This window comes from Streptomyces sp. 6-11-2 (assembly GCF_006540305.1).
Classification (GTDB): domain Bacteria; phylum Actinomycetota; class Actinomycetes; order Streptomycetales; family Streptomycetaceae; genus Streptomyces.
The window spans coordinates 4,198,322-4,222,081 of sequence record NZ_BJOR01000001.1 but is presented as its reverse complement, the minus strand read 5'-3'; the positions used below and the strand labels follow the sequence as shown (position 1 = coordinate 4,222,081).

The window sequence follows — 23,760 nt, the reverse complement described above, 5'->3', positions numbered from 1 at the left end:
GACGGTCCGTACGGGGCAAGGAGTGGATGTACGGCTACGAGGAGGTGTCGGCGGGCATGACGAACATGTCGAGGGCGAGAGTGGCCCGGCGGATCGCGGCCGGCGCCGCGTACGGCGGCGGCGGACTCGGTCTGGTCGGTGCCGCGGCCGTCGGTCTGGTGCTGGCCGAGGTGCAGATGGCCAAGCGTCACGTGGGCAACGGCACGGACAACCACGTGCCGGTCGCGGACGGACTGTACGGCCGTGCCTACGACACTCCCGGCGAGCCGCCGCTGAGCCTGGTGATGCTCGGCGACTCCACGGCCGCGGGACAGGGCGTGCACAGGGCCGGGCAGACGCCGGGCGCGCTGCTGGCGTCGGGCCTGGCGGCGGTGGCGGAACGTCCGGTGCGGATGCGCAACGTGGCGCAGCCCGGTGCCCGGTCGGACGACCTGGACCGCCAGGTGGCGCTGGTGCTGGGCGACCCGGAGCGCATGCCGGACATCTGCGTGATCATGGTCGGGGCGAACGACGTGACCCACCGGATGCCGCCGACGCGCTCGGTGCGCCATCTGTCGGCGGCGGTGCGGAGGCTGCGCACGGCGGGCGCCGAGGTCGTCGTGGGCACCTGCCCGGACTTCGGCACGATCGAGCCGGTCCAGCAGCCCCTGCGGTGGCTGGCCCGGCGGGCCTCGCGCCAGCTTGCGGCGGCGCAGACGATCGGGGCGGTGGAGCAGGGGGGCCGGACCGTGTCGCTGGGCGACCTGCTGGGGCCGGAGTTCGCGGCGAACCCGCGGGAGCTGTTCGGTCCGGACAACTACCACCCCTCCGCGGAGGGGTACGCGACAGCGGCGATGGCGGTGCTGCCGACGGTGTGCGCGGCGCTGGGCCTGTGGCCGGCCGAGGAGGAGCGTCCGGACGTGTCCCGGAGCGAGGGCTTCCTGCCGGTGGCCCGTGCGGCGGCCGAGGCCGCGTCGCAGGCGGGCACGGAGGTCACGGCGGCGCTGCCGACCGGTCCGCGCGGACCGTGGGCCCTGCTCAAGCGGCGTCGGCGGCGCCGGGTCCCGGAGCCCGAGCCGGCCTCTTCCGGCCCGTCCGACGACGCCCCTCAGTTCGAGGAGCTGGGGGGAGTCTGAGGGCGGCCCGAGAGCGAAACCCGGCCGCGCGGGGGAAGCGCACAGGGAAAGCAAGCGCTTAGAAAATTGCGGTCAGGGTCACACCCCGGTTGGAGTGACCCCGGCCGTACGTACGGGTAACTTCCAAGCAGCCCGCCCGTCATCGACCACGCGGCCGCCCGGTCGCCCGGCCATCGCCCTCCACGAGCGTTGCGCGCCGCCCTATCGACATGGAGTCGTGATGCCCGAAGCCGTCATCGTCTCGACTGCCCGCTCCCCCATCGGCCGCGCCTTCAAGGGCTCCCTCAAGGACCTGCGCCCCGACGACCTCACCGCCACGATCATCCAGGCGGCGCTCGCGAAGATCCCCGAGCTGGACCCCCGGGACATCGACGACCTGATGCTCGGCTGCGGCCTGCCCGGCGGCGAGCAGGGCAACAACCTCGGCCGGATCGTCGCCGTGCAGATGGGGATGGACCACCTGCCCGGCTGCACCATCACCCGCTACTGCTCCTCGTCGCTCCAGACCTCCCGGATGGCCCTGCACGCGATCAGGGCCGGCGAGGGCGACGTGTTCGTCTCGGCCGGCGTCGAGATGGTCTCCCGGTTCACCAAGGGCAACTCCGACAGCCTGCCGGACACACACAACCCGCTGTTCGCCGAGGCGGAGGCCCGTACCGCGGCCAGGGCCGAGCAAGGCGGCTCGACCTGGCACGACCCGCGTGAGGACGGTCTGGTCCCGGACGCCTACATCGCGATGGGCCAGACCGCGGAGAACCTGGCCCGCCTCAAGGGCGTCACCCGCCAGGACATGGACGAGTTCGGCGTGCGTTCGCAGAACCTCGCCGAGGAGGCCATAAAGAACGGCTTCTGGGAGCGGGAGATCACCCCGGTGACGCTGCCCGACGGCACCGTGATCGGCAAGGACGACGGCCCGCGCCCCGGCGTGACCATGGAGGGCGTGGCCGGCCTCAAGCCCGTCTTCCGCCCGGACGGCCTGGTCACCGCCGGCAACTGCTGCCCGCTCAACGACGGCGCCGCCGCGGTCGTCATCATGTCCGACACCAAGGCCCGCGAGCTGAGCCTCACCCCGCTCGCCCGGATCGTCTCCACCGGTGTCTCCGCCCTGTCCCCGGAGATCATGGGCCTGGGTCCGGTCGAGGCGTCCCGGCAGGCCCTGGAGCGGGCCGGACTGACCATCGGCGACATCGACCTGGTCGAGATCAACGAGGCCTTCGCCGCCCAGGTGATCCCCTCCTACCGCGACCTCGGCATCGACCTGGACAGGCTGAACGTCAACGGCGGCGCGATCGCGGTGGGCCACCCCTTCGGCATGACCGGCGCACGCATCACGGGCACACTCGTCAACTCCCTCCAGTTCCACGACAAGCAGTTCGGCCTGGAGACGATGTGCGTGGGCGGCGGCCAGGGCATGGCGATGGTCATCGAACGCCTCAGCTGACGCACCGCGTCACCATGACGGCCGAGAGACCGTCAGTGGCCGCTTTACCACCCACTGTGACTGAATGGCCCGGAATCCAAGAAACCCCTTGGTTCCGGGCCATTTTGTGATCCAATCTCCCTCAGGATGTGACCTATCTCCCTCGGCGCAGAGGTTTACGCAGGTCAGCGCTTTACCCCAGAGGGCCCCGGGGCCGCATCGGACCATAATTCTGTCCGTTTCGTGACATTACGCACTGACACTTGGATAGTCCGCCCTTCAAGCTGATGTAGGAAGTCGGGGGTCGACCTTGAACCCGGGAGTACGTCAGTGAGCGCCATGCCGATCGCCTTGCTGCTCACCACGGCCGCCACCGGCGCCGTGGGCGTCGCCGTCCTGCGCGCCTTGTGGGTGCTGCGCCGCCAGGTCGCGGCCCTGCACACGCAGCTCGCGGAGAACCACGCCGCCACCGCGCGCGCCCTGGTTCCCGCAGCCCGCAGCCACGCGGACGCGGAGCAGATACGTGCCGCCGTGGTGCAGGCGCTCTCCGAGGAGCGGGAGCGGGAGCTGGCCGAGGCACGCGCCTTCTGGGCCGCCCAGGAGGCCCGCGACGCCGCCGACGCGCCCTCCCTGCTCGGGCTCCCCGACAGCGAGCTGTTCCTGCCCCGGCAGTCCGACTTCACCGGCCTCGAGCACCTGGAGCCGGTGGCCGAGCCCGCCCCGGAGGCCGACGAGCTCTCCGGCAAGGACTGCGTCCAGGGCGGTACGTCCGGCGAGTCCCCGGAGCTGGCCGCGGCCCGCCGCCGGCACCCCTCGCACCCGGACTTCACCCCGCACTCGTCGCCCGTCGGGGGCGACCACGAACAGACGCTCGCCACGCTGGAGGACCTGGCCGAGTCCCGCGTGGAACTCGCCGACGTCCGCCCGGGCCCGCTGGGCACTCTCGACGTCTACGTCTTCGCCGACGGTACGACGCTGTGCATGACCCCGGGACACCGCGAGACCGCGGAACGCCTGGCCGACGCCCTGCGCGCGGGCGAGTCCCCGGTGCTGCTCGGCGGTTCGGGCGTCTCCGGCGCCTACACGCTCACCTTCACCTGCGGTGCCGAGCAGGTGTACATCCTGGCGGACCGGGTCATCGCGTCGCTGTAGCGGGGGCCGCCGGCTCCTACTCGCGTCAGCGCCCCGTCCGCCCCGTCCGCCTCGGCCCCGCACGCCCCGGACGAGGTCCGCGACTCAGACCCCGGCCCGCTTCAGGGCCTCCTGCACCAGACGTACGGCCTCCTCGACCTCGTCGTCGCTCTTCAGTACGAGCGCCAGGTCATGTCCGGCGACCGTGATCTGGTCCGCCGCCGCGAACATCCCCGCGTCGGGCATCTCCCGCGGCTCGCACCCGGGGCACTCGGCGAGCTGGGCCCGCCGGGCGAACTCCCTGGCCAGCGCCAGCGCCTCCGCTGCGCCCGCCCGTTGCAGCCGGCTCTGCGGCGCCGCCCTGAGGCGGTCGGCGAAGTGATCCACTGCCCGGGTCAGAGATGTCGTGTCAACCACGCCGCGAGACTACGCGTCGCGGCACGACTGTTGCCAATACGCGAACCCTCAGGCACGGTGACGTGAAGGACCGGCTTCGAATGCGTCCGGAGGCGCCGATGTCCCAAGTCTTCTCCGAAGAGACCCATCGCAATCTGCTCGCCCGCATCCCCCACTGCACCGGTCGTGATATCTCCGACTGGCTGCGCACCGTCGAAGAAGGCCCCGCGCTCCGCTTCGAGGAGAAGGTCAGCTGGCTCCGCCACGAGCACGACCTCGCGTACGGCCACGCCAAGGCGCTCATCCACGAGTACGACCTGAGGAGGGCCGCGCGCAAGCTGCTCTAAGCGTGCAGCGCGGCGCCGGTGCCGCCGGACGGACACGGCGCCGGAACGAGGAAGGGCCCCGGGTCTCCCCGGGGCCCTTCCTCGTTCGTCGCGTTCGTCCGGCGCGAGAGGCGCTGTGGACTAGTCGCTCTGGTTGAGGATCGCGATGAGACGCAGGAACTCCATGTAGATCCACACCAGCGTCAGCGTGAGGCCGAAGGCCGCGAGCCAGGCCTCCTCGCGCGGCGCGCCGTAGGCGATGCCGTCCTCGACCTGCTTGAAGTCCAGCGCCAGGAAGCAGGCGCCGAGGATGATGCCGATGACACCGAAGAGGATGCCGAGCGGGCCGCTGCGGAAGCCGAGGCCGTCACCGCCGCCGAACACCGCGAACAGCAGGTTGACCGCCATGAGGAGCACGAAGCCGAGCGCCGCCGCCATCACGAAGCCGTAGAACCGGCGGGTGACGCGGATCCAGCCCGCCTTGTACGCCAGCAGGACGCCGACGAAGACGGCCATCGTGCCGATCACGGCCTGCATGGCGGCGCCACTGGCGACGTGGGTGTCGACGATGTTGGAGACGACGCCGAGGAACACGCCCTCGACCGCGGCGTAGGTCAGGATCAGCGCGGGTGAGGCCTTGCGCTTGAACGACTGCACCAGGGCCAGGACCATGCCGATCACCATGGCGCCGACACCGATCCCGTAGGAACGGTTGATGTTGGCGCTGTCGACCGGCAGCAGCGCCCAGGCGAGCGCGGCCGTCACGACCAGGGTGCCGAGCGTGGACGCGGTGCGCAGGACGACGTCGTCCATCGTCATCCGGCCGGTGGTGGCCGGAGCCTGCGGCGGCGCGCCCTGCTGAAGGTCTTGCTGAGCGTAAGGGTTCTGCGCGTAGGGGTTGCCGCTCGGCTGGGCGTACGGGTTGCCCTGCGCGTACGGATTGCCCTGCGTGCCGACAGCGGGACCCCCGGCCTGCGGCGCGGCGTTGAAGCCCGCGTAGCCGTTGTCGCGGCTGAACCCCCGTCGCGAGAAGACCGGGTTTCTGCTCCTCATCTCACTCCTCCATGGCCGCACGGCGCGGCCTTGGCCTCAAGAGTAATGGAAAGGCAAAGGACTGACCCTAGTACCTCGGGAGGATCTTTCCCTCGCCATGCTGCGGAACACGCTACGTCGCCGCATGATTCCCGGCCAGGGAGGGCCCCGTTCATGACCGACCCGGAACACGTCCGGAACCGGCCGGAGACCACCCGGGTGTCCGTCAGCCGATCGGGAACCCGGTGTAGCCCTCGGCGAGGTCGGTCTCGGCGGCCCGGCAGGAGCTGATCCGGTCCAGCCGGGCCAGTTGCAGCCGTCCCTCGAAGGCGGTGGCGTCCGGGTCCCGGTGCAGCATCGTCGTCATGTCGTAGCTGAAGCGCTCGGCCTGCCAGACGCGCCTCAGGCAGGTCTCCGAGTAGGCGTCGAGGAGTTCGGCGGAGCCCGTCTCCTTCTCGTGGACGAGCGCCCGCGCGAAGGTGACGACGTCGCCGACGGCGAGGTTCAGCCCCTTGGCCCCGGTCGGCGGCACGATGTGGGCGGCGTCCCCGGCCAGGAACAGGTGGCCGTGGCGCATGGGCTCGTGGACGTAGGAGCGCATCGGGGTCACCGACTTCTGGGTGATCGGGCCGCGGTGCAGGGCCCAGTCGTCGTCGGTCTCCAGCCGCCGTTCGAGCTCGTCCCAGATCTCCTCGTCGCTCCAGGCCTCGGCGTCGGTGTCCGCGGGCACCTGGAGGTAGAGGCGGGAGACGGACGGGGAGCGCATGGACAGCAGGGCGAACCCCCGGTCGTGGCGGGCGTAGACCAGCTCGTCGTGCGAGGGGGCCACGTCGGCGAGGATGCCGAGCCAGCCGAAGGGGTACGTCCGCTCGAACACCCGGGAGAGCGAGGCGGGGACGGCCTTGCGGGCCACGCCCCAGAAGCCGTCGCACCCGACGACGTAGTCGCACTCGAGGACGTCCTCGCGCCCCTGGTGGCGGAACCGGATGGAGGGGCGGTCGCCCTCCGCCCCCTCCACGGCCAGCGCCTCCGCCTCGAACAGCAGCGGGCCGCCCTCGTCGAGCTGCAGGGCGATGAGGTCCTTGCAGACCTCGGTCTGGGCGTAGACCATCACCGACCGCCCACCGGTGAGCGCGGGGAAGTCGACGCGGTGCCTGCGCCGGTCGAAGCGCAGCTCGATCCCGTCGTGCCGCAGCCCCTCGCGGTCCATCCGCTCCCCCGCCCCGGCCGCGCGCAGCACGTCCACGGTGCCCTGCTCCAGGATCCCGGCCCGCTGCCGGTGCTCGACGTAGGCGCGGTCGCGGCTCTCCAGGACGACCGAGTCGATCCCGGCGTTGTGGAGCAGCCGGGCGAGGAGCAGGCCGGCCGGTCCGGCTCCAATGATGCCGACGGTGGTGCGCATCGGTCGTTCCCTTCGGATGGGCGTCGTCGCCTGGATGGATGACGGGGCGGATGACTGAACGGACGGCAAGTGTTCGCCTGGTGAAATTTCTTTCACTGTGATGTGCCCTGAGTTTCCGTCCGGACCGATCCGATGTCAATGGTTGTCCGCGTCAATGGGGGTTCGCGTCGATGAGTGCCCGCGTCGACGGGGGGCGCGCGTACAGAAGCGCGCTGACGCGGGCGAGGTGACGCGAGGGCGCGCAGGCTCCGGATGCGGGGAGGCCTGCTCGGACCCGCCCTCCTGCCGCGAGGCACGGCCCGTCGGCCGGACCGCGCGTGACGCGGTGGTGCCCGGAGCCGGACTTGAACCGGCACGCCCGCGAAGGGGCAGCGAGGTTTAAGCTCGCCGTGTCTGCTTTCCACCATCCGGGCAGGCCATGGGCTCCGCGCTGCGGCTCCGACCCTATCGGGACACCTTCCCCGAACGGCGGGCGGGTGGACTCATGTTGTCTTATTTTATTGGTAACTGAGGGAGCATCAGCGCTCGGGGGTGGCCATCGGCACTTGCCAACAGCCTTGCGGGCGAGCGCCGGACGCGCACGTGGAATGACGGAATTTCACCGTCCGAACCAGGGGGCTCCACCTGTTCTCGACGATCCGGCCCGCAGGACGCGTCCCGGGGGCGGCCTCCTCCCCGGGTATCAGGGACGGCCCTCATCCCCAGGTATGACGTGCCCGGGTCCCGGTCCGACCCCAGTCGGCCCCCGGAACGGGAACAGCGGCTGACTGCACGGGCCGGATCGGCAGCGACGATGGTCTACGTCCCCCGAACACCGTCCCGTCAGGAGCACCCACCCGTGACCACCTCCTCCATCGCCGGCCCGACCACCGCCGTGGCCGCGCGTGCCACGGATCTGTCGAAGATCTACGGACAGGGCGAGACCCAGGTGGTCGCCCTCGACCGGGTCTCCGTCGACTTCCGGCAGGCCGAGTTCACCGCGATCATGGGCCCCTCCGGGTCCGGCAAGTCCACGCTGATGCACTGCGTGGCGGGCCTGGACACGTTCTCCTCCGGTTCGGTGCGCATCGGCGACACCGAGCTGGGTTCGCTGAAGGACAAGCAGCTCACCAAGTTGCGCCGGGACAAGATCGGCTTCATCTTCCAGGCGTTCAACCTGCTGCCGACGCTCACGGCCCTGGAGAACATCACCCTTCCGATGGACATCGCCGGCCGCAAGCCGGACCGGAAGTGGCTCGACTCCGTGATCGCGATGGTCGGGCTCGCCGACCGGCTGGGCCACCGGCCCTCCCAGCTGTCCGGCGGTCAGCAGCAGCGCGTCGCCGTCGCCCGGGCGCTGGCCGCCAAGCCGGAGATCATCTTCGGTGACGAGCCCACCGGGAACCTCGACTCGCGCGCCGGGGCCGAGGTGCTCGGCTTCCTGCGCAACTCCGTGCGCGAGCTGGGCCAGACGGTGGTGATGGTGACCCACGACCCGGTGGCCGCGGCGTACGCGGACCGGGTGGTGTTCCTCGCGGACGGGCGGATCGTGGACGAGGTGTACGAGCCCACGGCGGACGCGGTCCTCGACCTCATGCGGCGTCTTCCCGGCGGGAACCTCCGGACCCCCGAGTCCGACGGCAAGAGCAGCGCCGGCTGACTTCCCGCCCGCCTCCCGCCCCCCTCGCCACCCACTCGTACCCCCTGGACTGAGACGAACCCATGTTCCGCACAGCCTTGCGCAACGTACTCGCGCACAAGGCCCGGCTCCTCATGACCGTGCTCGCCGTGATGCTCGGCGTCGCCTTCGTGTCGGGGACCCTGGTCTTCACCAACACCATTTCGAACGCGTTCCAGAAGAGTTCCGCCAAGGGCTTCGACCATGTCGACGTGGCCGTGCGGGCCAAGTTCCAGCAGAGCAAGGGCGACCAGGTCGGCCGGCGGCCCGAGCTGACCCAGTCGCTGCTGGACGAGAGCGCCCGCGTCCCCGGCGCCGGCTCCGCCATCGGCGTCGTGCAGGGCTTCACCGCCATCGCCGACAAGGACGGCAAGCTGATCGGCGGCGGCTTCCAGTCGCAGGGCGGGAACTACTGGGGCTCGGACGACCCCCGCTACCCTCTGAAGTCCGGCACCGCCCCGCACGGCGAGGGCCAGGTCCTCATCGACTCCGAGACCGCCCGGCGCGCCGGGTACAAGGTCGGCGACACCATCCGCGTCTCCGTCGACGGCCCCGTCCTGACGCCCACCGTCAGCGGCGTCTTCACCACCGACGACGGCAACGTCGCCGCCGGCGGCAGCCTCGCCCTGTTCGACACGGCGACCGCCCAGAAGCTGTTCGGCAAGCCGGGCACGTACGACGAGATCGACGTGCGGGCGAAGGCGGGCACCAGCCAGACGGCGCTGAAGGCGCAGCTGGACCGGGTGCTGCCGAAGGGGAAGACCGAGACGACCACCGCCAAGCAGCTCGCCGACGACCAGGCGCGGATGATCTCGGACTCGATGAGCGGACTGCGTCAGGGCCTGCTGGTCTTCGCCGGCATCGCGCTGTTCGTCGGCACGTTCATCATCGCCAACACCTTCACCATGCTGGTCGCCCAGCGCACCAAGGAACTGGCCCTGCTCCGCGCGGTCGGCGCCTCCCGCCGCCAGGTCACCCGGTCCGTGCTGATCGAGGCGTTCCTGGTGGGCACGGTGGCCGCCGTGACCGGTCTGGTCGCGGGCATCGGCATCGGCGCCGGGCTGAAGTCCCTGCTGGGCTCGATGGGCGCCACCGTGCCCGACGGGCCGCTGGTCGTCACCCCCGGCACGGTCGTCGCCGCCCTCGCCGTCGGTGTCCTCGTAACCATGCTGGCCGCCTGGCTGCCCGGCCGCCGGGCCGCCAAGATCCCGCCGGTGGCGGCGATGAGCAGCCTGCACGCCCAGGCGACCACCAAGTCGCTGGTGCTGCGCAACACCATCGGCGCGTTGTTCGCGGCCGCCGGTGTCGCCACGGTCCTGGTGGCCACGACGATGGACGACATCGACTCCGCCCAGGCGCCCATGGGCATCGGCGCGGTGCTGCTGATCATCGGCGTGTTCATCCTGACCCCGCTGCTGTCCCGTCCGCTGATCGCCGCCGCGGCCCCCGTCCTGCGCGCCTTCGGCGTCTCCGGCAAGCTGGCCCGGCAGAACTCGGTGCGCAACCCGCGCCGTACGGCGGCCACCGCGTCCGCGCTGATGATCGGCCTGACCCTCATCACCGGCATGACCGTGATGGCGGGCAGCCTCCAGCACGCGATCGACAAGATGGCCTCGTCCGCGATCCGCGCCGACTACGTGGTGTCGATGGCGAACGGCAACTTCCTCTCCCCGGACGTCGACAGCAAGCTGCGCGCCACCAAGGGCGTGACGGCCACCAGCCCGCTGCGCAACGCGCCCTCCCGTATCGACGGCCGCACCGAGTTCCTGACCGGGGTGAACGGCGAGGCGATCGGCAAGCTGACCGACCTCCGCGTCGACGACGGCTCCTTCACGGTCGGCGGCACGAAGGTCGTCGTGGACGCCAAGACCGCCAAGTCGCACGACTGGAAGGCCGGTTCGGTCTTCACCGCCGCCTTCGAGGACGGCAGGAAGCAGCGCCTGACCGTCGCCGGGGTCTACGAGGGCAACGAGATGATCCGCGGGATCATGCTGGACAACGCCACCCTGACGCCGCACCAGCCCCGCCCGAACGACATGCAGGTCATGGTCAAGACCTCCGACGGGGCGTCCGACGCGGTCAAGGACCGGCTGGTGGAGGCCCTCGGCTCCAACCCGGCGATCAAGATCCAGGACAAGAAGGACATCTCCAACGGCATCGCGCAGATCTTCACCGTGATGCTGAACCTGCTCTACGGCCTGCTCGCCATGGCGGTGATCGTCGCGGTCCTCGGCGTCATCAACACCCTGGCGATGTCGGTGTTCGAGCGCTCCCAGGAGATCGGCATGCTCCGCGCGATCGGCCTGGACCGCAAGGGCATCAAGCGGATGGTCCGCCTGGAGTCCCTGGTGATCTCCCTGTTCGGCGGCGTCCTCGGCATCGGGCTCGGCGTGTTCTTCGGCTGGGCGGCCGGTGAGCTGCTGGGCTCCAGCCTGTCGACGTACGAACTGGTCCTGCCCTGGTCGCGGCTGGTCGTCTTCCTGCTGCTCGCGGCGGCGGTCGGCGTGCTGGCGGCCCTGTGGCCGGCCCGGCGCGCGGCGCGGCTGAACATGCTCCAGGCCATCAAGTCCGAGTAGCGACGCCTCCGTGCCGAAGGGGCCCCTTCCATGGCGGAAGGGGCCCCTTCGGCGTGTGCGCTAGGCGGCGGGCGCGCCCCAGGTACGGGCCCGCAGCGGCATCCCCGAGTCACCGGATCCGGGAGTCCGCACGGCCAGCACCTGGTTGACGCCGATGCGGTTGCGTTCGAAGGCGAGCGCGGAGGCCGCCATGTACAGGCGCCAGACGCGGGCGCGGCCGGGACTGGTCAGCCGCGTGGCCCGGACCCAGTCCGCCTCCAGGTTGGCCACCCAGCGGCGCAGGGTGAGCGCGTAGTGCTCGCGGATCGACTCCACGTCACGCACCTCGAAGCCGGCCCGCTCCAGCTGGGTGACGGTGGTGCCGACGGGTGCCAGCTCACCGTCCGGGAAGACGTAGGCGTCGATGAAGTCGTCCACGCGGTACGACGATTCGTCGCGCTGCGGGCGGCGGCCGATCTGGTGGTTGAGCAGCCGTCCGCCGGGCTTCAGCAGGGCGTGCAGCTCACGCGCGTACTCCAGGTAGCGGACGGCGCCGACGTGTTCGGCCATGCCGATGGAGGAGATCGCGTCGTAGGGGCCGTCCTGCACGTCCCGGTAGTCCTGGACGCGGATCTCCACCCGGTCGGTGAGCCCTTCGTCGGCGACGCGCTTGCGGGCGTACGCCGCCTGTTCCCGGGACAGGGTGACGCCGACGACGCCCACGCCGTGCTCGCGGGCCGCGTGGACGGCCATGGATCCCCAGCCGCAGCCGACGTCGAGAAGCCGCTGACCGGGCTTCAGGTCCAGCTTGCGCGAGATCAGTTCGAGCTTGTCGTGCTGGGCCTGTTCGAGGGTGGCGAGGGGTTCGGGAGCCGGCCAGTAGGCGCAGGAGTACACCATGGAGGGGCCGAGGACGAGCTCGTAGAAGTCGTTGCCGACGTCGTAGTGGTGGCTGATGGCGCTCTTGTCGCGGCGCCGGGTGTGCAGATGGCCGTGGCGCCGGCGGACCTCCTCGCGGGGCGGGGCGGGCGGCAGCGGCGGGCCGGCCAGCTTCACCAGCCCGCGGACGGCGGCGCGGGCCTGCGGGTCCCGCAGCGTCGCGGTGAGGCCGCGGGCGTCCTCGTCCCGCTCCCAGATCAGGCCCGAGAGCAGTTCCAGGGCGGCGTAGAGGTCGCCCTCGACGGTCAGGTCGCCGGCCACCCAGGCACGAGCCAGGCCCAGTTCACCCGGCTTGAACAGCAGCCGGCGCAGGGCCCGGCGATTGCGTACGACGAGCATCGGTGCGTCCGGCGGCCCCGCTTCGGAACCGTCCCAGGCGCGAATGCGCAGGGGAAGCGGGGACCCCAGCAGCTGTTCGAGGAGTCGTGTGAGCCGCAGCGCGGCATCGGGCATGGTGCACACCTCCATGACGACGAACGCCGGAATGTCATCCACCACGTAAACACCGGGACGCGCCGGGCGCAGTCCCGCAATGGAGTTACGACTGGGCAAACACCACCGTTCCACCGCAACGGCTCTGAGTCACGCCGGGCGGAACGCCGAAGGACCTCCCGCACCACGGATGGCGGGAGGTCCTTCGGTTCGTTCGTCGGACCGGGAGGCCCGAAGACCTGGGGCCTGAAGGTCAGGAGGCCTTGGCCTTCTCCTCGGTCTTGCTCGCGGCGGGCACCGGCGCGGGCTTGGCGGCCTCGTAGAACTCGTCGCGGGGGTTCTCCATGGCGCCGAGGGAGACGACCTCGCGCTTGAGGAACATGCCGAGGGTCCAGTCGGCGAAGATGCGGATCTTGCGGTTCCAGGTCGGCATGGCCATGCCGTGGTAGCCACGGTGCATGTACCAGGCGAGGCGACCCTTGAGCTTGATCTTCATCTTGCCCATGACGATCATCGCGACGCCCTTGTGCAGGCCGAGACCCGCGACCGCGCCCTTGTTGGCGTGCTCGTAGTCCTTCTGCGGGAAGCCCCGCATCTGGGAGATCACGTTGTCGCCGAGGACCTTGGCCTGGCGCAGCGCGTGCTGGGCGTTCGGCGGGCACCAGGCGTTCTCGTTGCCCGCCTTGCGGCCTACGAGGTCCGGAACCTGGGCGTTGTCGCCGGCGGCCCAGATGTAGTCGGTGCCGGTCACCTGGAGGGTCGGCTGGGCGTCCACGTGGCCGCGCGGGCCGAGCGGCAGGCCGAAGCGGGCCAGTGCCGGGTTGGGCTTGACGCCCGCGGTCCACACGATCGTGTTGGAGTCGACCTCGAGGCCGTTCTTCAGCACCACGTGGCCGTCGACGCAGGACTCCATGGAGGTGGAGAGGTAGACCTCCACACCGCGGCCCTCGAGGTGCTCCTTGCCGTACTGGCCGAGCTTCGGGCCGACCTCGGGGAGGATCTTGTCGGCGGCGTCGACGAGGACGAAGCGCATGTCCTCGCGGGACACGTTGTTGTAGTACTTGGCCGCGTCCCGGGCCATGTCCTCGACCTCACCGATGGTCTCGGCGCCGGCGAAGCCACCGCCGATGAAGACGAAGGTGAGCGCCTTGCGGCGGATCTCCTCGTCCGTGGTGGAGTCGGCCTTGTCGAGCTGCTCCAGGACGTGGTTGCGCAGGCCGATGGACTCCTCGATGCCCTTCATGCCGATGCCCTGCTCGGCAAGGCCCGGGATCGGGAAGGTGCGGGAGACCGCGCCCATCGCGATGACGAGGTAGTCGAAGGGCAACTCGTACGCCTCGCCGACCAGCGGGGCGATCGTGGCGACCTTCCGGTCCTGGTCGATGGTGGTGACCCGGCCGGTGAGGACCTCCGCCTTGGGCAGCACGCGTCGCAGCGGGACGACGACGTGCCGGGGGGAGATGCTGCCGGCTGCGGCTTCGGGGAGGAAGGGCTGGTAGGTCATGTACGAACGGGGGTCGACGACCGTGACGGTCGCCTCTCCGTAGCGCATCTTCTTGAGGATGCGCCGAGCTGCGTACAGGCCTACGTACCCACCGCCTACTACGAGGATCCTGGGACGCTCCGTGGTGCTCATGGCATCGAGTATCCACCTGCCTCAGGGGGGTCGCTCGTGCGCCCCTTCACAAGGTTGGGCAGGCCCTGTGCTAAACTCCGCGCCCCCTGCTCGCCAGGCCCTGGCGGCGACAGGCGGCCGCCGTCCGGTTCGGACCGTTGTCAAGGCCGTGTGAGCTGCTCCTCTGACCGAAAAAGATCCCCCGCGAAGGGGCCCCGCGGCCCTTCCGGAACCGCTTCCCGACGCTCACCCGAGCACGGTTTTCTGCCTGCTGAGACCCCGAAAAGGCCGCCGGAGGCCCTTTCGGCCCTTGACAGGGCCGAATTCCTTGTGAAGAACTTCACGAAGTTTTCCTGGCGGAGCGTCACCGAGGGGTGCCCGGCGGCCCCCCGGGTGCGCTCACACGGTATCCGGACTGCTCAACCGGATGCTACCGGCCAGTAGAACCAGGGTGGGCGAGCCTACGCCACGGACCACGCGATTCCGTCGAGGATGTCGTGTTCGCTGGCGACGACCTCCCGCGCGCCGATGCGCTCCATGATCGCCAGCAGGACCAGGGCGCCCGCGCCGATGACGTCGACACGGCCCGGGTGCATGGAGGGGATCGCCGCGCGCTCGGCGTGCGTGGAGTGCAGCAGGCGGTCGCTGATCTCGCGGACGCGCTCGCGGGAGACGCGGGAGTGGTGGATGGCCGCCGACTCGTATGCGGGCAGCCCCTGCGCGATCGCCGACACCGTCGTCACCGAGCCGGCCAGGCCCACCAGGGTGTGCGCCTCGCGTAGCGGGACCGTTTCCTCGGCGAGGTCGAGCGCGGCCTCGATGTCGGCCCGTATGGCGGCGATCTGCTCCTCGGTCGGCGGGTCCGTGACCACCCCGTCCCGCACCAGATGACGTTCCGTCATGCGGACGCAGCCCACGTCCACCGAGCGCGCCGCGCGGACGTGGTCGTCGCCCACGACGAACTCGGTCGAACCGCCGCCGATGTCCACCACCAGGAAGGGCCGGGCGAGGTCCGCACGGCCCGTCAGCTCCTTCGTCGCACCGGTGAAGGAGAACTCCGCCTCCTGGTCACCGGAGATCACCTCGGGCTCGACGCCGAGGATGTCCATCACCCCGCGCACGAACTCGTCCCGGTTCTCGGCGTCCCGGGAGGCGGAGGTGGCCACGAAACGCAGCCGCTCGGCGCCGTGCTCCTTGATGGCCTCGGCGTACTCCCGGCAGGCCGCGAAGGTCCGCTCCAGCGCCTCGGGGGCGAGCCGGCCGGTGCGGTCCACGCCCTGGCCGAGCCGCACGATGGTCATGCGCCGGTCCAGCTCGAGAAGTTCACCCGTCGCCGGGTCGGCGTCCGCGACCAGCAGACGGATGGAGTTCGTACCGCAGTCGACGGCGGCGACCCGGGTCATGCGCGGTCCTCCTCGGTCCCGACGGGCCCGGCGGCGAATCCGCCGTCCTCGGAGGCCCCGGCCTGCCGCCCCTCGCCAGACGACGGCGCCGCGGGCGTCACGCACGGGCCCTTGCGCCACCATTCGGGCAGCATCGCGATCGCCTCGTCACCGAGCGGGTTCACGCCCGGCCCGGCGGCCAGCGAGTGGGCGACCAGGACGTGCAGGCACTTCACCCGGTCCGGCATGCCGCCCGCGCTGGGGAAGCCCGTCAGCGCCTCGATCTCGTCCCGGCGCCGGACGTAGTCCTCGTGCGCGGCCCGGTACGCGGCCGCCAGCTCCGGGTCGGTGGCCAGCCGCTCCGTCATCTCCTTCATCACGCCGTCGGCCTCCAGCGTGCCGATGGCCGAGGCCGCGCGCGGGCACGTCAGGTAGTACAGCGTGGGGAAGGGCGTGCCGTCGGGCAGCCGCGGGGCCGTCTCCACGACGTCGGGCTGACCGCAGGGGCAGCGGTGCGCGATCGCGCGCAGCCCGCGCGGCGGCCGCCCGAGCTGTTGCTTGAAGGCCTCGACGTCCGCCTCGGTGGGTTCGGTGCGCTCGGTGGGCGGCGGTGGGGTTTCCATGCCTTGCGTATGTCTCTCTGTCAGTTCACTGGTCGGAGGCGTCGGACTTGTCGACCCCGTCCCAGACGTTGGCGTACCAGGGGCGGCGGGCCGTCCCCCGCTCGGCACGGGACCGCTCGGCCGGGCCCGGGTCGACCACGACGTAGCCGGTCTCCCCGGGCTTCACGTAGTGCAGCCGCCGCCGGATCTGCTGCTCGGCGTAGGCGTCGTCCTGCCAGCGTGCCTTGAGGTCGCGCAGTTGTTCCACCCGCTGCTGGGCCTGCTGCTTCTGCCGTTGCAGGTCGGCGATGTCGGCGCGCTGGGTGACGTACTGCCGCATCGGGTACGCCAGGGCGACCACCATCGAGCAGAGCACCAGCACGAGCAGCGCCGCGCGGCCGGTGAGACGGGAGCGGCGGGCCTGGCGGCGGGTCTGCGAACGGTAGACACGGGCCGCCGTCTGCTCACCGAGCAGCCTGATCCTGGTCGTGGTGGAGAACCGGTCCCGGTCCTTGACGGCCATCGTCCCGCCTCCCGTTCGTGCCCGTGCACACACGTGCGTACGTCCCCGGACACGGTACGGGACCGGGTACGGGGACGTACGTGCGACTGGCGAAGCCTTACGCTTCGCGGCTCAGCCTCCGGGGCGCCTCGGCCCCCGGAACGGCTCGGCCTTCGAAGCGGCTCAGCCCTTGAAGCGCGGGAAGGCCGAGCGGCCGGCGTACACCGCGGCGTCGTCGAGGATCTCCTCGATGCGCAGCAGCTGGTTGTACTTGGCGACGCGCTCGGAGCGGGCCGGGGCGCCGGTCTTGATCTGGCCGCAGTTGGTGGCGACGGCCAGGTCGGCGATCGTGACGTCCTCGGTCTCGCCGGAGCGGTGGGACATCATGCACTTGAAGCCGCTGCGCTGGGCCAGCTCGACGGCGTCCAGAGTCTCGGTGAGCGAACCGATCTGGTTCACCTTCACGAGCAGCGCGTTGGCGGCGCCGTCCTCGATGCCGCGGGCGAGGCGCTCGGGGTTGGTGACGAACAGGTCGTCGCCGACGAGCTGGACCTTGTCGCCGAGCTTGTCGGTGATGACCTTCCAGCCGGCCCAGTCGTCCTCGAACAGCGGGTCCTCGATGGAGACGAGCGGGTAGGCGGCCACCAGCTCCTCGTAGTACTCGGTCATCTCCGCCGCCGAGCGCTCCTTGCCCTCGAAGACGTACTTGCCGTCCTTGTAGAACTCGGAGGCGGCGACGTCGAGCGCGAGGGCGATCTGCTCGCCGGGGGCGTAGCCGGCTTCCTTGATCGCCTCGAGGATGAGGTCGAGGGCCTCGCGGTTGGAGCCGAGGTTCGGGGCGAAGCCGCCCTCGTCGCCGAGGCCGGTGGACAGGCCCTTGCCCTTCAGGACCTTCTTCAGCGTGTGGTAGACCTCGGTGCCCCAGCGCAGGGCCTCGGAGAAGGACTCCGCGCCGATCGGGGCGATCATGAACTCCTGGATGTCCACGTTGGAGTCGGCGTGTGAGCCGCCGTTCAGGATGTTCATCATCGGCACCGGCAGCAGGTGCGCGTTCGGACCGCCCAGGTAGCGGAAGAGGGGGAGGTCCGAGGCCTCGGAGGCGGCGTGGGCGACGGCGAGGGAGACGCCGAGGATGGCGTTGGCGCCCAGCGAGCCCTTGTTGTCAGTGGCGTCCAGGTCGAACATGGCCTGGTCGATCAGACGCTGCTCGGTGGCGTCGTAGCCGACGAGCTCCGGGCCGATCTGCTCGATCACGGCGAGGACGGCCTTCTCGACGCCCTTGCCCTGGTAGCGGTTGGGGTCGCCGTCACGGAGCTCGATGGCCTCGAAGGCACCGGTGGAGGCGCCGGAGGGGACGGCGGCACGACCGGTGCTGCCGTCGTCGAGGCCGACCTCGACCTCGACCGTGGGGTTGCCTCGGGAGTCCAGGATTTCCCGGGCTACGACGACGTCGATGGACGGCACGAGCATCTCCTTCTGGGATGTGACGCTGGAAGTGCGGGGCGTGAGCCTTGCGACTAGAGCCTAACCGTCCCGGGGCGGCGACCGGCCGACCGACCGCCTCGTGGACAGAGTGACGGTACCCTTTGTTCCCGCTCGGAACAAAGGGAGGGGGAAGGTTCGGGAACGGCCGGGTGTGCGGGAGACGAAAAAAACCCGCCCCGGCGCGTAGGGGGGAACACGCCGGGGCGGGGGCCCATGAAGGGCGGTACGGGCCCTTACTTCAGGTGGAGCTGCTGGCCCGGGTAGATGAGGTCGGCGTTGTCGACGATGTTCTTGTTCAGCTCGAACAGCTTCTTCCAGCCGCCCTGGACGCCGTGCTGGGCGGCGATGGAGCTGAGGGTGTCGCCGGCGACCACCTTGTACTCGCCGTCGCCCTTCTTGACCTTCTCGCCGGTGGGCGTGGTGACGGTCCTGCTCGGGGCGGGACGCGTCGCGGAGCGGTTGGCGGCCTGCTGCTCGGTCGAGCGGGTGGTGGTGCTCTTGGCGGAGCTGCCGCTCGACGACGAGGACGGGGCCGCCGCCGAAGACGAGGCCGACGACGAGGACGAGGGGGCGCCGCCGGTGTAGGCGGCGCCGGACAGGCCCTTGCCGCAGACCGGCCAGGCACCCTTGCCCTGGCCCGCGAGGGCCTTCTCGGCGACGGCTATCTGCTGCGACTTGGAGGCCAGGTCGGCGCGCGACGCGTAGGCGGTGCCGCCGTACCCGGCCCAGGTGGAGTTGGTGAACTGGAGGCCGCCGTAGAAGCCGTTGCCGGTGTTGATGGACCAGTTGCCGCCGGACTCGCACTGGGCGACCGCGTCCCACTCGGAGGCGGTGGCGGCGGAGGCGTCGCCGACCGCCATCAGCGGGGCGGCGACTGCGGCGCCGGCGACACCGGCGAGCGCGATGACACGGGTGGTCCTGGACGTACGGCGATGCTTGCCCTTGCTGGAGAACAGCATGGATGGATCCCCTCACCGACGCCTGCGAGGTGAGCTGTCGGGTTCGGGCCGGTTGAGTTGCCCGGCCGTGCCTCGTACACGAGGCACGGCTCCACCCCTAGCCGCTCCGGTCAACTGCCCGGCGCGGCACTTACCTTGGGTCCCCCGCTCCTGCCCACGGCGCTTGACGCGACGACTGTTCCCGTGCGGCCGCTGGCAGGATTCGGCGTTGCGGCAGCCGGGGCTCGCGGTGACGAGCGGTCACGACCGTAGGCATGCGCTTCGCCGAATTCCAAAGACGATCAGGGCTTCTGAGACTCATCCCACACTTTCCCCGAATGGGACATTCGGCGCGAAGCGTGGCGTGAACTCCGCCTACTTTTGGGGCGTTTCGGTAGGGACATTCAGGGTCTGACCGGCAGAGATGTGATTCGGGTCGGACCCGATCGCCCCCTTGTTCGCCGCGTACAGCGCGTCCCATCCGCCCGGAAGGTCAAGGGAGTCGGCGATGGACTCGAGAGAGTCGCCGGCGCGGACGGTGTAGGAGTCGGCGACGACGGCGCGCACGGAGCCGCCGCGGGAGGCGTGACGGCCGGAGGAGGCGGCCGAGTGACTGTCGGCCGGGTCCTCGACGGCACTGCCGCCGCGGTGCCGCCCACCGCTGAGCGCGCCGGTGTCGACCAGGGCCGAAGTGCCGCCGACCTGCCACGAGTTGTCCGTATAGCCCGGCTGCGGCGCGACCGAGGGCGAGGCGTCGGGCGACTGCGACCCGCCTGCCGCGGCATCGGAGGACGCGTCGGACTCGGCCTGCTCGCCCTCCTTGGCGGGCGAGGACGGCGAAGGGGAGGACGTGGCGGGGGGCGCGGTCGACGAGCCGGAGGGATCGGTTGAACCAGGGTCGACATCCGACGAGCCGGACGAACCGGACGAGCCGGACGGATCGCCCGACGATGCCTGCGACGAGTCGGACAGACCGAGGTCGTCCGTGAGGGACTTTCCGGAGGAGTTGGAGGATCCGGACGAATCACCCACGCCGGTGTCGACCTTCGCCGCCCCGGACTTCTTGCTGAGCCCGGAGAGCAACCCGCACGTCGGCCAGGCACCGGGACCCTTGTCGGCGAGCAGCTTCTCGGCCACGGATATCTGCTGGGACCGGCTGGCCTGGTCGGCGCTCGAGGCGTAGTCGAGGCCGCCGTACTTCTCCCAGTCGTCCTGCGTCAACTGGAGGCCGCCGTAGTAGCCGTTGCCGGTGTCGGCGCTCCAGGCGCCGCCACTCTCGCACTTGGCCACCTTGTCCCACGCATTGCCGTCGGCCGCGCTGGCGCCGCCGGCGCCGATCAGCGGGATGGCGATGGCGGATCCGGTCACTCCGGCTGCGACGAGGAGGGCCGGAGCCTGACGGGGCCGACGGTGACGACCGTTCCCGGAGAGCATACGGAGACCTTTCGTGCGACAGCGGTGACCCGCGTGGCGACCGCAGTCTCGGCGCCACGCTGATGGGTGAAAGTATCGGCTGACGATCGCTTGTCACAAGTTCATGCCGCACAGATCACGTGAAGATCACACTGTTGAGCATGTGTCACCTTCGTGTCCGTCAGTGGGTAGGCGTGGTGCGGCGGCAGGCGCCTTTTCCTGCCTTGTCCGGCTTCCCCGCGACTTACCGACCGGGTGTGAACCGCACCGGCAGCGTCCGCAGTCCGCGCATGATGAGCCCGCCACGCCAGCGCAACTCGGCCGGATCCGCACCCAGTTGCAGGTCCGGGAGCCGGGTGAGGAGAGTGGCCAGCGCGGTCTGGCCCTCCAGGCGGGCGAGCGGTGCGCCGAGGCAGTAGTGGATGCCGTGTCCGTAGCCGAGGTGTTGATTGTCACGCCGCCCGAGATCGAGGACGTCGGGGCCGGCGAACCGCTCCGGGTCCCGGTCGGCGGCGGCGAGGACGACGAGGACCGGGTCGCCGGCGGCGATGTCCTGCCCGCCGATGGTGAGCGGCCGGGTGGCGTAGCGCCAGGTGGCCAGCTCCACCGGCCCGTCGTAGCGCAGGAGTTCCTCCACTCCCGTCTCCAGCAGGCCGCCGTCCCCCTCGGCGAGGGACCGCTGGAGCCGGTCCCGCTGCTCGGGGTGGGTGAGCAGGGCGTAGGTGCCGTTGCCGATGAGGTTGACGGTGGTCTCGAAACCGGCGAACAGAAGGATGAAGGCCATGGCGGCGGCCTCGTTCTCGGTGAGGTGCTCGCCGTGGTCGGAGGCGCGGATGAGCGCGGAGATGAGGTCCTCGCCGGGGACGGGCTCGGCCGGGAGCGCCTCGCGCTTGCGGTGGATGAGGTCCGCGAGATAGCCGCGCATCTTCTTCACGGAGCGGGCGACCCCGCCGCGCGGGCCCTTGCCGTGGCGGATCATCATGCCCGCCCAGTCCCGGAAGTCGTCCTGGTCCTCGCGGGGGACGCCGAGCAGGTCGCAGATGGCGTAGATGGGCAGCGGGAAGGCGAACTCGTGGATGAGGTCGGCCGTGCCGCGCTCGGCGAACCCGTCGATGAGTCCGTCGGCCAGCTCCTGCACACGCGGGGCGAACTCGGCGACGCGGCGCGGGGTGAACGCCTTGCTGACCAGCCGGCGCAGCCGGGTGTGGTCCGGCGGGTCGATGTTCAGCAGGTGGGTCATCAGCTCGGCCTTGCGCTCGCCGGGGATGCCGGTCTTGCCCTTGGCGTGCGCGGACTCGGCGTGGTGCGCCGGGTTCTTGGACAGTCGCTGGTCGGCCAGAGCCTGCCTGGCGTCCGCGTACCGGGTGACCAACCAGGCCTCCACTCCGCTGGGCAGACGGGTCCTGTGCACGGGGGCGTGCTCGCGCAGCCAGGCGTAGGCCGGGTAGGGGTTGCTCGCGAACTCCCAGGTGAACAGGGCGGGTGGCTGGTCGTGCATACGGTTGACCCTAGTGCTGTGACCGGGGATCCGGTGCAAGGGCTTCCGCCCCTGCCGCCACCGCCACGGCCCTCCCCGCCCCCGGCGGCGATGCCACCGGCACCCTGCCGCCCCGCCCGCGCCCCTCAGGGCCTTCGGGTGCCCTCTGTTTCCACGATCGCGTCCCGGTACGCGCGCGCCGCCGCGCGCAGTGCCGCCTCCGGGTCGACGCCCTCCGCCTCGGCGCGGGCGGCCAGCGCCAGCAGCTCGTATCCGAAGCCCTCCCTCGCCGGGAGGGGGACCTCCAGGCCCGCCGTGCGGACCCGGGAGGCCAGCTTGGCGGCGAGGGCGAGGCCGGGCTGGCCGAGGGGGACGCCCTCGGTCACGGAGGTGCGCCGCTTCTCCTCGGCCTTGGTGCGCAGCCAGTGCGCCTTGACCTCCTCCGGGGTGGTGGCGGTCTCGTCACCGAAGACGTGCGGGTGGCGGTGGATCAGCTTGGCGACGATGGTGCCGGCCACGTCGTCGATGGAGAACGGCTCCTCGGGGTCCTCCTCGGCGATACGGGCGTGGAAGACCACCTGGAGCAGGACGTCGCCCAGTTCCTCGCGCAGCTCCTCGCGGTCGCCGTCCTCGATCGCCTCGACCAGCTCGTACGCCTCCTCGATGCCGTACTTGGCCAGGCCCTTGTGGGTCTGCCGGGACGACCAGGGGCACTCGGCGCGGATGCGGTCCATGACCTGGACGAGGTCGAGCAGGCGGGCGCCGGGCAGATCGTAGGAGGCGGGCAGCAGCTCCAGCTCCGGCATGTTCACACGGCCGGAGCCGGCCAGGCGGGCCAGTCCGTCGGTCAGGGCGGGTTCGCCCTCGCCGGTGGCCACGACGACGACCGTACGGCCGCCGGCGCACGCGTCCACCAGTTCCTCGGCGCTCGGTGCCGCCTCGTCCACGGCTACGCCCGCCTCGCGCAGATACGGCAGCTGCGGATGAGCGCCGTCCGCGCACACCACCCGGTCGGCCGCGCGCAGTACCTGCCAGGCGGGCCAGGACAGCAGCCCGGGGGCGACCCGGTGGCTGGTGGTGAGCAGGACGATCCGGCCCGAGGCCGCTGCGGAGGTGGTCGTGCTGGTGGCGTTCACGGTCCGAACGTAACGCACGCCCGCGACGTCACCCCTGGTTGTCCACAGGCCGGGGGCCGTCCCCCCGGCCCGTTGTCCGGTTGTCCACAGGTCCGGCCGTCCGGCGTCCGGTCAGGCCGACTGCTTCGCGTCCTCCGCCGAGACGTCCCGCAGCCACGGCGTCTTGGCGTTCACGAGGGTGCTCTTCTCGACGTCCCACGTGCCGTAGCGCGGGTTGAGGTCGACGTGGAGGTCGGCGGATGCCTCGGACAGCGCCTTCCAGAACGCCGGCTGGCCGGCGTCGGTGTGCAGATGCGCCGCGAGCTTCTGCGCCTTCACCTGGAGGCGGAGGTTGTCGTCGAGGCGCTGCGGGGGCACCCCGTACCGCTGGAGCCAGGTGTCCTCGAGCGCCTTGGCGCCACCCGCCTGCTGCTCGAGACCGGTACGCAGCTGCTGGACCTCGCCGCGGCTGACGCTGAGGCCGGCGTTGCGGGCGGCGCGGTCCAGGACCTGGTCGAGCACCATCTGGTGCAGCGTGTCCCGGGCGAGCGTGCCGGTCGAGACGACGGCCTGCTGGTACTGCGCCTCGTCGGCCACCGCGGCCCGCTGCGCCTCGCGCACCTCGCTGACCCGGCTCTGCAACTGCCCGAAGGTGATCCGCTGGCCGCCGACCACGGCCGCAGCGCCCGGATGCGCGTCGCTTCCACAGGCGGTGAGCAGGGGTGCCGCCGCGAGGATCGTGGCGGACAGGACGAGCGCAGTGCGACGGCGGCGGTGCAAGGAAACCTCCCGTTGTGGAGATTGTGCGGCGGTGCACAAAGTCTTG

20 protein-coding genes, 1 tRNA gene and 1 riboswitch are annotated in these 23,760 nt (G+C 71.0%); of the genes, 6 read left to right on the top strand and 15 right to left on the bottom strand.

Annotated elements, in window-relative coordinates; translation table 11 throughout:
- Positions 1-56 precede the first annotated feature (56 nt).
- The 3 genes from TNCT6_RS18540 (at position 57) to TNCT6_RS18530 (ending at position 3,687) form a co-directional block, all read left to right on the top strand.
- Positions 57-1,115: an SGNH/GDSL hydrolase family protein gene (locus TNCT6_RS18540; RefSeq protein WP_172633220.1), complete on the top strand. Its 1,059-nt coding sequence runs from the start codon at positions 57-59 to the stop codon at positions 1,113-1,115.
- A 220-nt stretch (positions 1,116-1,335) separates the two neighbouring features.
- Positions 1,336-2,556: an acetyl-CoA C-acetyltransferase gene (locus TNCT6_RS18535; RefSeq protein ID WP_141360418.1), complete on the top strand. Its 1,221-nt coding sequence runs from the start codon at positions 1,336-1,338 to the stop codon at positions 2,554-2,556.
- A gap of 318 nt (positions 2,557-2,874) precedes the next feature.
- Positions 2,875-3,687: a hypothetical protein gene (locus tag TNCT6_RS18530; protein WP_172633219.1), complete on the top strand. Its 813-nt coding sequence runs from the start codon at positions 2,875-2,877 to the stop codon at positions 3,685-3,687.
- An 84-nt stretch (positions 3,688-3,771) separates the two neighbouring features.
- On the opposite strand, the gene TNCT6_RS18525 is transcribed toward TNCT6_RS18530, so the two are convergent.
- On the bottom strand, positions 3,772-4,083 hold the full coding sequence (locus tag TNCT6_RS18525) for a hypothetical protein (protein WP_172632947.1): 312 nt from the start codon (positions 4,081-4,083) through the stop codon (positions 3,772-3,774).
- Between the two features lie 98 nt (positions 4,084-4,181).
- Here TNCT6_RS18525 and TNCT6_RS18520 point away from each other — a divergent pair, with 98 nt between their 5' ends.
- Complete coding sequence (locus TNCT6_RS18520) at positions 4,182-4,409, top strand: DUF4287 domain-containing protein (protein ID WP_141360416.1); 228 nt, start codon at positions 4,182-4,184, stop codon at positions 4,407-4,409.
- A gap of 120 nt (positions 4,410-4,529) precedes the next feature.
- Here the strand turns inward: TNCT6_RS18520 and TNCT6_RS18515 are convergent, their stop codons facing one another.
- The 3 genes from TNCT6_RS18515 to TNCT6_RS18505 form a co-directional block, all read right to left on the bottom strand.
- On the bottom strand, positions 4,530-5,441 hold the full coding sequence (locus TNCT6_RS18515) for a Bax inhibitor-1/YccA family protein (protein WP_141360415.1): 912 nt from the start codon (positions 5,439-5,441) through the stop codon (positions 4,530-4,532).
- A 205-nt stretch (positions 5,442-5,646) separates the two neighbouring features.
- The gene (locus tag TNCT6_RS18510; protein ID WP_141360414.1) at positions 5,647-6,822 is read right to left on the bottom strand and encodes a 4-hydroxybenzoate 3-monooxygenase; all 1,176 of its coding nucleotides are present in this window, start codon (positions 6,820-6,822) and stop codon (positions 5,647-5,649) included.
- A 326-nt stretch (positions 6,823-7,148) separates the two neighbouring features.
- Positions 7,149-7,235: transfer RNA gene (locus tag TNCT6_RS18505), tRNA-Leu, on the bottom strand.
- Between the two features lie 425 nt (positions 7,236-7,660).
- Here TNCT6_RS18505 and TNCT6_RS18495 point away from each other — a divergent pair.
- Positions 7,661-8,461 (top strand): ABC transporter ATP-binding protein, encoded by an 801-nt coding sequence (locus TNCT6_RS18495; RefSeq protein WP_141360413.1) that lies wholly within the window; start codon positions 7,661-7,663, stop codon positions 8,459-8,461.
- A gap of 62 nt (positions 8,462-8,523) precedes the next feature.
- On the top strand, positions 8,524-11,055 hold the full coding sequence (locus TNCT6_RS18490) for an ABC transporter permease (RefSeq protein WP_141360412.1): 2,532 nt from the start codon (positions 8,524-8,526) through the stop codon (positions 11,053-11,055).
- A 60-nt stretch (positions 11,056-11,115) separates the two neighbouring features.
- On the opposite strand, the gene TNCT6_RS18485 is transcribed toward TNCT6_RS18490, so the two are convergent.
- From TNCT6_RS18485 to TNCT6_RS18435, 11 genes are all read right to left on the bottom strand, one after another.
- Complete coding sequence (locus TNCT6_RS18485) at positions 11,116-12,426, bottom strand: cyclopropane-fatty-acyl-phospholipid synthase family protein (protein ID WP_141366571.1); 1,311 nt, start codon at positions 12,424-12,426, stop codon at positions 11,116-11,118.
- Positions 12,427-12,658: 232 nt separating this feature from the next.
- Entirely contained in the window at positions 12,659-14,041 is a 1,383-nt protein-coding gene (locus tag TNCT6_RS18480; RefSeq protein WP_141360411.1) for an NAD(P)/FAD-dependent oxidoreductase, read from the bottom strand.
- A 440-nt stretch (positions 14,042-14,481) separates the two neighbouring features.
- Positions 14,482-15,423: a Ppx/GppA phosphatase family protein gene (locus tag TNCT6_RS18475; protein WP_141360410.1), complete on the bottom strand. Its 942-nt coding sequence runs from the start codon at positions 15,421-15,423 to the stop codon at positions 14,482-14,484.
- Positions 15,420-16,025 (bottom strand): DUF501 domain-containing protein, encoded by a 606-nt coding sequence (locus TNCT6_RS18470; RefSeq protein ID WP_141360409.1) that lies wholly within the window; start codon positions 16,023-16,025, stop codon positions 15,420-15,422. Before TNCT6_RS18470 ends, TNCT6_RS18475 begins: the two co-directional genes overlap by 4 nt.
- 25 nt (positions 16,026-16,050) lie before the next feature.
- Entirely contained in the window at positions 16,051-16,527 is a 477-nt protein-coding gene (locus TNCT6_RS18465; RefSeq protein ID WP_141360408.1) for a septum formation initiator family protein, read from the bottom strand.
- Between the two features lie 162 nt (positions 16,528-16,689).
- Positions 16,690-17,976, bottom strand: coding sequence for a phosphopyruvate hydratase (eno, locus tag TNCT6_RS18460; RefSeq protein WP_141360407.1), 1,287 nt, complete (start codon positions 17,974-17,976; stop codon positions 16,690-16,692).
- Between the two features lie 248 nt (positions 17,977-18,224).
- Entirely contained in the window at positions 18,225-18,950 is a 726-nt protein-coding gene (locus tag TNCT6_RS18455) for a transglycosylase family protein (RefSeq protein ID WP_141360406.1), read from the bottom strand.
- A 4-nt stretch (positions 18,951-18,954) separates the two neighbouring features.
- Positions 18,955-19,122, bottom strand: a riboswitch (cyclic di-AMP (ydaO/yuaA leader).
- A 182-nt stretch (positions 19,123-19,304) separates the two neighbouring features.
- Entirely contained in the window at positions 19,305-20,363 is a 1,059-nt protein-coding gene (locus TNCT6_RS18450) for a transglycosylase family protein (protein ID WP_141360405.1), read from the bottom strand.
- 223 nt (positions 20,364-20,586) lie between these two features.
- Positions 20,587-21,840: a cytochrome P450 gene (locus TNCT6_RS18445; RefSeq protein ID WP_141360404.1), complete on the bottom strand. Its 1,254-nt coding sequence runs from the start codon at positions 21,838-21,840 to the stop codon at positions 20,587-20,589.
- Between the two features lie 125 nt (positions 21,841-21,965).
- On the bottom strand, positions 21,966-22,955 hold the full coding sequence (locus TNCT6_RS18440; protein WP_141360403.1) for a nucleoside triphosphate pyrophosphohydrolase: 990 nt from the start codon (positions 22,953-22,955) through the stop codon (positions 21,966-21,968).
- Between the two features lie 111 nt (positions 22,956-23,066).
- Positions 23,067-23,714, bottom strand: coding sequence for a SurA N-terminal domain-containing protein (locus TNCT6_RS18435; RefSeq protein ID WP_141360402.1), 648 nt, complete (start codon positions 23,712-23,714; stop codon positions 23,067-23,069).
- Positions 23,715-23,760: the final 46 nt, after the last annotated feature.

Bases quoted from the DNA above. Each gene is read 5' to 3' on its own strand.
- TNCT6_RS18535 (WP_141360418.1), top strand. From the start codon at position 1,336: ATGCCCGAAGCCGTCATCGTCTCGACTGCCCGCTCCCCCATCGGCCGC.
- TNCT6_RS18445 (WP_141360404.1), bottom strand. From the start codon at position 21,840: ATGCACGACCAGCCACCCGCCCTGTTCACCTGGGAGTTCGCGAGCAAC.
- TNCT6_RS18470 (WP_141360409.1), bottom strand. From the start codon at position 16,025: ATGGAAACCCCACCGCCGCCCACCGAGCGCACCGAACCCACCGAGGCG.
- TNCT6_RS18465 (WP_141360408.1), bottom strand. From the start codon at position 16,527: ATGGCCGTCAAGGACCGGGACCGGTTCTCCACCACGACCAGGATCAGG.
- TNCT6_RS18450 (WP_141360405.1), bottom strand. From the start codon at position 20,363: ATGCTCTCCGGGAACGGTCGTCACCGTCGGCCCCGTCAGGCTCCGGCC.
- TNCT6_RS18530 (WP_172633219.1), top strand. From the start codon at position 2,875: ATGCCGATCGCCTTGCTGCTCACCACGGCCGCCACCGGCGCCGTGGGC.
- TNCT6_RS18480 (WP_141360411.1), bottom strand. From the start codon at position 14,041: ATGAGCACCACGGAGCGTCCCAGGATCCTCGTAGTAGGCGGTGGGTAC.
- TNCT6_RS18515 (WP_141360415.1), bottom strand. From the start codon at position 5,441: ATGAGGAGCAGAAACCCGGTCTTCTCGCGACGGGGGTTCAGCCGCGAC.
- TNCT6_RS18485 (WP_141366571.1), bottom strand. From the start codon at position 12,426: ATGCCCGATGCCGCGCTGCGGCTCACACGACTCCTCGAACAGCTGCTG.
- TNCT6_RS18475 (WP_141360410.1), bottom strand. From the start codon at position 15,423: ATGACCCGGGTCGCCGCCGTCGACTGCGGTACGAACTCCATCCGTCTG.
- eno (WP_141360407.1), bottom strand. From the start codon at position 17,976: ATGCTCGTGCCGTCCATCGACGTCGTCGTAGCCCGGGAAATCCTGGAC.
- TNCT6_RS18540 (WP_172633220.1), top strand. From the start codon at position 57: ATGACGAACATGTCGAGGGCGAGAGTGGCCCGGCGGATCGCGGCCGGC.
- TNCT6_RS18520 (WP_141360416.1), top strand. From the start codon at position 4,182: ATGTCCCAAGTCTTCTCCGAAGAGACCCATCGCAATCTGCTCGCCCGC.
- TNCT6_RS18490 (WP_141360412.1), top strand. From the start codon at position 8,524: ATGTTCCGCACAGCCTTGCGCAACGTACTCGCGCACAAGGCCCGGCTC.
- TNCT6_RS18510 (WP_141360414.1), bottom strand. From the start codon at position 6,822: ATGCGCACCACCGTCGGCATCATTGGAGCCGGACCGGCCGGCCTGCTC.
- TNCT6_RS18455 (WP_141360406.1), bottom strand. From the start codon at position 18,950: ATGCTGTTCTCCAGCAAGGGCAAGCATCGCCGTACGTCCAGGACCACC.